A 5,440-nucleotide genomic window follows, 5' to 3' on the forward strand; every position below is an offset into this window, starting at 1 on the left:
GGGGTTTGAAGTCGCGAAGGAACCCGGATTTGGGGAGAGGATAACCGATTGGAACCACATCATGAGCAGTTCAATCTATCGATAATTTCCCCGAAAGGGGTTTTGTTCATACACTATTGAACTCCACTAATATCCCAAGATTAGACTTTATCAGATTCATGGCACGTTTCAGTGTCTCGTCATTCAAATCCACCAGCCCCACCTCGATGCCCGCTTGGGTGAAAACCTGGGCAATAGAATGCCCCATAACACCTGTTCCTACCACCACTACCCTCTTAACATTTTTAGGATCCATAACTACCCTCCTCTCTAATAATATTTCTAAAAATTATTGTCTAACCTAAATAACCTTATGGTTCCCCTAATTTACACTTATTGTTATTTAGAAAAAATGAGAAGTGGAAAATCACTTCTCTAAACTCCCAAAAAAATTAACTACTTTTTCTTTTTAGGTTTAATAAATTCTTCAGAGGTAAACTCCAATGGGGGCGTCCAGTCATAAAAGCCCTTACCGGATTTCATCCCCAGCTCGCCTTTATCCACCATGTCCTTCAAGACTTGTGGTGGCTTGTCATCAGGATTACCACTCTCATTATAATAAGACATTTCAATGTCATAAACCACATCCAGCCCCACGGCATCCATCAGAGCGAATGGACCCATGTTCATGCCTGAGAATATTCTCCATCCTCGATCAACGTCTTTAAAATCGGCGTATCCTCCAGCCCATATTTTTAGGCATTCTTTCTTTACTGCTCGCCAGACTCTGTTGAAGACGAAGCCAAGGCACTCCTTTTTTACTTTGAGTGGGACACAATCGATGCTTTCAATCCATTCTACTCCTTTGTCAAAGGTTTCGTCGCTGGTTTGGGTTCCCCTCATGATGTCCACCATGGGTCTCTGGTAGATGGGAGCGTAAAAGTGAATGTTTAAAACTTTGTCCTTTCGCTTGACTGCCCCCTCAATCTTTGACACCGGTATCGAGGAGCTATTAGTGGCTATAATGGTGTGTGGCGGAGCTGCTTTGTCCAGCTCGGCAAATATTTTCTTCTTTAATTCCAAATCTTCAGGTACTGCCTCGATGATGAGGTCCGCATCTTTCACGGCATCCGGAATATTGTCATGGTAGGTGATATTTGCAAGTACTTCTTTGGGGTCTCCCTGAACATCTTCTGGCATGAAGTAAAATTCCACTGTTTGAGTCACAAATTCCTTTGCTTGCTTTAAAGCCTCAGGATATTTGTCATAAATGCGTAAACCATAACCGTGTGTTGCTGCCCAGGCAGATATCTGCTTACCCATAAATCCTGCCCCTATCATAGCAACCACTTCAATTTTTTTAGACATTTCACATCCTCCTAAAACCTTTTTAGAACCAAGTTTATTGAGAATCTCTTACAAGAGAGTTCTTTTCGTTTTAAACATGAGAAATAGATTTCATTTTTATAAAAAACTTTGTGCTTTACATGATAAATAAAAATTTTAAATTAGAAAAACGATAATAATAGCTCCTTTAGGAACTTGGCTAACTTTTGGAAAGGGGTGCGGGTTTGGCACCCATTTTTCCTATTCTCTTGATTCTTGAAAGATATGTTTCTACGAGATATGGTAGGGACTTGTATGCAGGTATTGCGAGGGGCTGGTAGAATATTCTGTCCTTTTCTATTTCCCTTTCCTCCAGTTTGACTTGGGCTTTCTTTGCGTTTTCCTCTGTTATTTCTCCTTCTCTGGTGTCTCCGTTTTCACACAGCATGATTCCGTCCGCACCCATTTCAAGTGTTTTAATCAGAGTATCAGTGTCTAACAGTGCGGTGGATGGCACTCTTACGATTAGTAGATTGGGAGGGTAATTCAAGCGTGAGACACCGGCGGTATCCGCTGCGGGGTAGGCTGTGGAATCGCCGAAAAATCCAATGATCCTTATATCCTCGGAGGGTACTGAGAGGAGTCCTTTTACTTCCTCCAATATTTGCTCTTTTGTGTAGTGTGCTAGTTCTAGGGCGTTGTGGGGACAGGCGGGGACACAGGCTCCGCAACCATTGCATGCCAGAATGTTTATCTGGGCTTTTCCTTGCGCGTTTAGTGTTATTGCGTTGTGGGGGCAAACCTTTACGCATTCTCCTACTCCGTAACATTCGCCTACTAGTTGGGCTTTTATGGGGCTGATGTTCTTGTATCCCTCTCCTAGGAATTCGATTGCTTGGGCGACGGTGGATCTGGCGTCTACTACTGATTCTCGGATGTCTTTGGGTCCCAGAGCTGTTCCCGCGGCGAATATTCCTTCTCTAAGGGTTGACACCGGGTTAAGTTTAATATGTTTTTCCGCTATGAAACCGTCCTCTCCCACCGAGATGTTAAGCCTACCCGCTAAGTCAGCTAAGTCGCTTGTGGGAATCATAGCCGGGCACAAAACAACCAAATCCAGCGAATTCTTAATTATTTGACCAGTATCAATATCTTCAGAAACGATCTGAAGCCTGCCCGAGTCAGGGTCTACACTCACTTCTGCTGGCTTGCCATGGATGAAGTTTATATTCATTTCCCGTGCCTGCCTGTAGAGTTCTTCGTAGCCACGACCAGACATTCTCAGGTCAATGTAGTAGATCCATATGCGGAGATAGGGCAGTGTTTTCTTCAGTAGTATTGCTTCCTTAACGGCGTAGGGGCAGCAGACCTTGCTGCAGTAGGGAACTCCCTTTTGTGGATTTCTGGAGCCTACGCAAAGAATGAAAGCCACATCCTTTATGCGTTTGCCCTGGGAGTTCTTCAAAACTTTCCCCGCCGCAAGTTCATTCTCTATCAGTCTCTCTAACTGGAGAGAGGTTATGGTGGATTCCTCGTCAACCTTGTATCTTTCTATCTCTCCCTTGTCCAGAATGTCGTATCCGGTGGTGACTATAATTGCGCCCACTTTGTAGGTTTCTTCTCTCTCCTCCTCGTTGATATTTATGGCTTCTACGGGGCACTCTTCCTGACAGGAGCCACATCTATTGCAGTTCTCAAAGTCAATGCAGTAAGCGGCGGGAACGGCTTGCGCAAATGGTAGATGGATTGCTTTGCGAGTGTAGAGTCCTGCCTCGTATTCGTCTGGAACCTCAACTTCACAAACTTTCTCACACTTGCCGCATCTTAGACACTTTTCAACATCCACTCCTCGGGGCTTAATCCTAACTTTTACTTCGTAATTTCCAGGTCCACCGGATACTTGTTCCACCACTGAGTTGGTTAATAGCGTAATGTTAGGACTTTTGTCCACGTCCGCCATTCGTGGGCTGAGGATGCAGGGTGCACAGTCAAGTGTTGGAAAAACTTTGCTGAGTTGCGCCATCTTCCCCCCGATGCTCGGATTTTTTTCCACGAGTGTGGCGTGATATCCGGAGTTTGCTAGCTGCAAGGCAGCCGTTATTCCCGCTATACCGCCACCGACGACCAGTACGTCCTTGGAGATTTCAACCCTCGTTTTCTGCAGCGGCTCCAATTTTCTTGCTCTACCCACTGCTCCCGATATTATAGCTATCGCCTTTTGTGTAGCCTTCTTCTTGTCCTTTGTTACCCATGAGTCCTGTTCTCGAATATTGGTGTGCACAAACATGTAGGGGTTTAGTCCCGCCTCAACCACGGCTTCTCGGAATGTTTCCTCATGCATGTGCGGAGAACAGGAAGCCACCACCACTCGGTCCAGATTCTGTTTCTTCACTGAGTCTATTATCATCTTTAGACCCAGCTTGGAACATAGAAACCGGTTTATTCTCACGGTTTTCACGTCAGGAATTTTCTGGATGGCTTCCTTCACCGCGTTAACGTCGACAACGTCTCCGATGTTTCCTCCACACTCACAAATATAAACGCCAATCATCCTCAATCACCCTTTTCCACCTATTTTGTCTAGTAGAGGCTGCACGTCCACCTTGTTATAATCAAATCCCAGCTCTACTGGATCTATACCAAATGCTAATCCCATTAGCTGAGTCAGATAGAGTACAGGAATGTTATAGGGCGGACATCCAAACTGTTCCTCGATAAACTTTTGGTGTCCATCATACATTATGGAACAGAAGGGACAGAATAGAACTAGAGCGTCCACACTGGCTTTTTTAACGTTGTCCAGTTTCTTTTTAGCCATAGTGGCACTCAACTTTTGGTCGAAGGTTAATGTTCCTCCTCCACAGCAATCAAGCTCTCCTGCATAATCCACCACGGTAGCACCGAGAGCCTCAATAATCTCCTTCACGCTTTTCGGATGTTCTGGGTCATCAAACTCGTCATATATTTCAGATGGTCTCAGATAGTGGCAACCATAATGTATAGCTATCCTAAGATTTTTCAAAGGATTTTTCACATGCTCCTTTATCTTATCCAACCCATAATCCTCGTACAGGTATCTCACAAAATGCTTAACCCAAATTGTCCCATTGTAACTTAATCCCTGTTTCTCAACCTCTTTTTTAACCTGCTCCCCCACCGGATTCTCCCTATTAACACTAGCCTCGGTTAAGGTTCCGGCGCAAGCGCTACAGATAGTAAGTATATTAAGATTCTTGGTCTCGGCAAGGGCTAGGTTTGCCGTAGCTACTGATTTTGCGGTAATCATATCCACCTGTTTTAAGGGATAGCCACAGCAAGAAAAGTTAAGATCTACAAGTTTAATTCCTAGCTCCTCTGCCACCCTCCTAGTTGAAGCCTCGTAGCCCAGACACCTCACCGGAATGGTACACCCTAAGAATAATGCAAACTCCCTCTCACTCAAGCTTTCTCACCTAGCAATTTTTTTCGATCAATCTTGAAAACCTTGACATCTGGTTCAAGTTCTGGTAAATCCAGCATCTCCCTCTCTTCCTGAGTGAAATCCTCTAAGGGATATAATCTTCCATGATCCTCCAAGTTCTCCACAATCTTCTTAACCGGTGCCGGTACAATTCCCTCCTCTATAGCTACATTCTTAATTGCCTTCATCACATCAGAAGGGTTAACACCCTGAGGGCATCTTTCGGTGCAAGCATTGCAATCTGCGCAGAACCAGACAAAATCACTGGAAAGCACCTGATCCTTCATGCCTAGAATTGCTTTTTTAACAATTTTTCTGGGATTGTACTCGGGGTTTATCAGTCTTAAAGGACAGCTGGAGCTGCAGACTCCGCATTGGAAACAGACAAGGATTTGTTCGCCGCCGGGATGCTTGAGTATTTTTCTCAGAAACGAGGGATCCAGTTTTTCCGCTTCTACAACTGTTTTTTCTGTATCGGATTCCGCCAATTAAACCACCCTTTTTTTAACCTGTTTTAAGTGGGGTTCCGTGAACATTAACTTTTACTCTTTTTTATTATTTCTGATTACTTCCCTAGCCAATTAACAACCTCTAATCTTTCTGTTTACGAAAATAAGTATTTCTCGAAAAAAGTAGAACGCGAAGAGGATGGTGTTAAATCGAATTATTTTTTTG

Annotated in this window: 5 protein-coding genes; all 5 read right to left on the reverse strand. The window is 44.2% G+C overall.

Annotated elements, in window-relative coordinates; genetic code table 11:
* Positions 1-106 precede the first annotated feature (106 nt).
* A complete protein-coding gene (locus ACUVXA_RS15605; protein ID WP_445872209.1) occupies positions 107-295 on the reverse strand; it encodes a 3-hydroxyacyl-CoA dehydrogenase NAD-binding domain-containing protein in 189 nt (62 codons plus the stop codon).
* Positions 296-435: 140 nt separating this feature from the next.
* Positions 436-1,347, reverse strand: a complete 912-nt coding sequence (locus ACUVXA_RS15610) for a 3-hydroxyacyl-CoA dehydrogenase family protein (RefSeq protein ID WP_445872210.1) — start codon at positions 1,345-1,347, stop codon at positions 436-438.
* 178 nt (positions 1,348-1,525) lie between these two features.
* Positions 1,526-3,856 carry an FAD-dependent oxidoreductase gene (locus tag ACUVXA_RS15615; protein ID WP_445872213.1) on the reverse strand — a complete coding sequence of 777 codons (2,331 nt, stop codon included), beginning with the start codon at positions 3,854-3,856 and terminating at the stop codon, positions 1,526-1,528.
* A gap of 6 nt (positions 3,857-3,862) precedes the next feature.
* On the reverse strand, positions 3,863-4,747 hold the full coding sequence (locus ACUVXA_RS15620; protein WP_445872211.1) for a CoB--CoM heterodisulfide reductase iron-sulfur subunit B family protein: 885 nt from the start codon (positions 4,745-4,747) through the stop codon (positions 3,863-3,865).
* Entirely contained in the window at positions 4,744-5,253 is a 510-nt protein-coding gene (locus ACUVXA_RS15625; RefSeq protein ID WP_445872212.1) for a 4Fe-4S dicluster domain-containing protein, read from the reverse strand. Before ACUVXA_RS15625 ends, ACUVXA_RS15620 begins: the two co-directional genes overlap by 4 nt.
* Positions 5,254-5,440 lie beyond the last annotated feature (187 nt).

The sequence above is a fragment of the Candidatus Jordarchaeum sp. genome (assembly GCF_052745115.1).